Annotated in this window: 3 protein-coding genes and 1 pseudogene; all 4 read right to left on the reverse strand. The window is 62.8% G+C overall.

The window, feature by feature from the left end; all coding sequences use genetic code 11:
- A partial coding sequence (locus ACMGE0_RS33430; RefSeq protein WP_436820151.1) for a biotin carboxylase N-terminal domain-containing protein occupies positions 1-314 on the reverse strand: 314 nt, incomplete at its 3' end.
- Between the two features lie 23 nt (positions 315-337).
- Positions 338-715 (reverse strand): hypothetical protein, encoded by a 378-nt coding sequence (locus ACMGE0_RS33435; protein WP_436820149.1) that lies wholly within the window; start codon positions 713-715, stop codon positions 338-340.
- Between the two features lie 10 nt (positions 716-725).
- A complete protein-coding gene (yghU, locus tag ACMGE0_RS33440) occupies positions 726-1,637 on the reverse strand; it encodes a glutathione-dependent disulfide-bond oxidoreductase (protein WP_436820150.1) in 912 nt (303 codons plus the stop codon).
- Positions 1,638-1,661: 24 nt separating this feature from the next.
- Positions 1,662-1,738, reverse strand: a pseudogene (locus ACMGE0_RS33445) (propionyl-CoA carboxylase); the annotation flags it as partial.

Raw genomic sequence — 1,738 nt, forward strand, 5'->3', positions numbered from 1 at the left:
TCGATCGCCTTGACCGGCGGACCGATGAAGGCGACGCCTTCCTTCTCCAGCGCTGCCGCGAAGGCGGGGTTTTCCGACAGAAAGCCGTAGCCCGGATGCACGGCATCGGCGCCGGTCTGACGGATCGCGTCGAGGATCCTGTCGATGACGATATAGGACTGGCTGGAGGGCGCCGGGCCGATATGCACCGCCTCGTCCGCCAGGCGCACATGCAGCGCATCCCGGTCCGCATCCGAATAGACCGCAACCGTCGCAATGCCCATCCTGCTTGCCGTCCGCATGGCACGGGCTGCGATCTCGCCACGGTTCGCCATCAGGATTTTGTTGAACGGCACCGCTAGATCTCCATCACGTCTTCGAAAGCCTCCGGAAAATTCTGACGAGCGACCTTCTCGTCGATCACCAGCAGCGCCTCGTAGGAGGTGGGATCGAAATCCTTTTCGGCCGCCACCACTTCGCGCCCGAAGAGGAGGCTGAGCCGCGCGGCATCGAGATTGCCACGCTCGAAGGGCTCTGCGCCAAAATGGTGCCAGAGCGCATGCAGGAAGGCGGCATCGACCTTGTGCTCCGCCGTGCCCGGCCGGGCGCGGCGGGGCAGGGCCTTGATAGGCGTCACGCCCTTCGGATTGGCCCGGCGGATGGTGAACTGGATGCCGGTGCCCGGCATGCCGGACGGAAAGCCGCGGTGCTTGGTCATGTCAGGCAAGTTGGCCATGCGGTCTTCCTCAGCCCTTGCCGATCTTGTCCTGCGTCTTTGTTTCGAAATCCGAAGCGTCGTGGCGCTCATGAAGCTGGGTGGAAGGATCTCCCGAGGTGCGGTTGACCATCGATCCCCGTTTCACCGCGGGCCGTTCGCCGATCTGTCTCCTCCATCGCTGAACGTTCCGGTACTCGTCGACCGAGAGGAAATCGCCGGCGTCGTCATAGGCGTCCTTGGCGGCGAGCCGCCCATACCAGGGCCAGATCGCCATGTCGGCGATCGTATACTCGCTGCCGGCCATGAATTCGTGATCCGCCAGGTGGCGGTCGAGCACATCCATCTGCCGCTTCACCTCCATGGCGTAGCGATTGATGGCATATTCGATCTTCATCGGCGCATAAGAGTAGAAATGGCCGAAGCCGCCGCCGAGGAAGGGCGTCGAGCCCATCTGCCAGAAAAGCCAGTTGAACGTCTCGGTGCGCAGCCTCAGATCGGAAGGCAGGAAGGCGCCGAACTTCTCCGCCAGATAGACGAGGATGGAGGCGGATTCGAACACGCGCACGGGCTCTCCCCCGCCCTTCGGCGCGCGGTCCATCATGGCGGGGATCTTCGAATTCGGATTGACCTCGACGAAGCCCGAGCCGAACTGGTCGCCCTTGCCGATGGTGATCAGCCAGGCGTCGTATTCGGCATCCTTGTGCCCGGCCGCCAGAAGCTCCTCCAGCATGATGGTGACCTTCACGCCGTTCGGCGTGCCGAGCGAATAGAGCTGCAGCGGGTGTTTTCCGACCGGCAGGACCTTTTCATGCGTGGGGCCTGCGATAGGCCGGTTGATGCTCGCGAAGGCGCCGCCGCTCTCACTCTCCCACTTCCAGACCTTCGGCGGAACATAGCCGGCGGGCAAATTCTTTTCGGGCGGAAACTTGGTGTCGGTCATAATGTCCTCTAATAGCGGGCCAGATCACAGCGGGATTGTATCGTGCTTCTTCCAATGGGTCGTCACCTGCTTGTTTCTGAGCGAGGCGAAGGCGCGGGCGA

It is taken from the genome of Neorhizobium descurainiae (genome assembly GCF_051400715.1).
In the GTDB taxonomy this organism is placed as follows: domain Bacteria; phylum Pseudomonadota; class Alphaproteobacteria; order Rhizobiales; family Rhizobiaceae; genus Neorhizobium.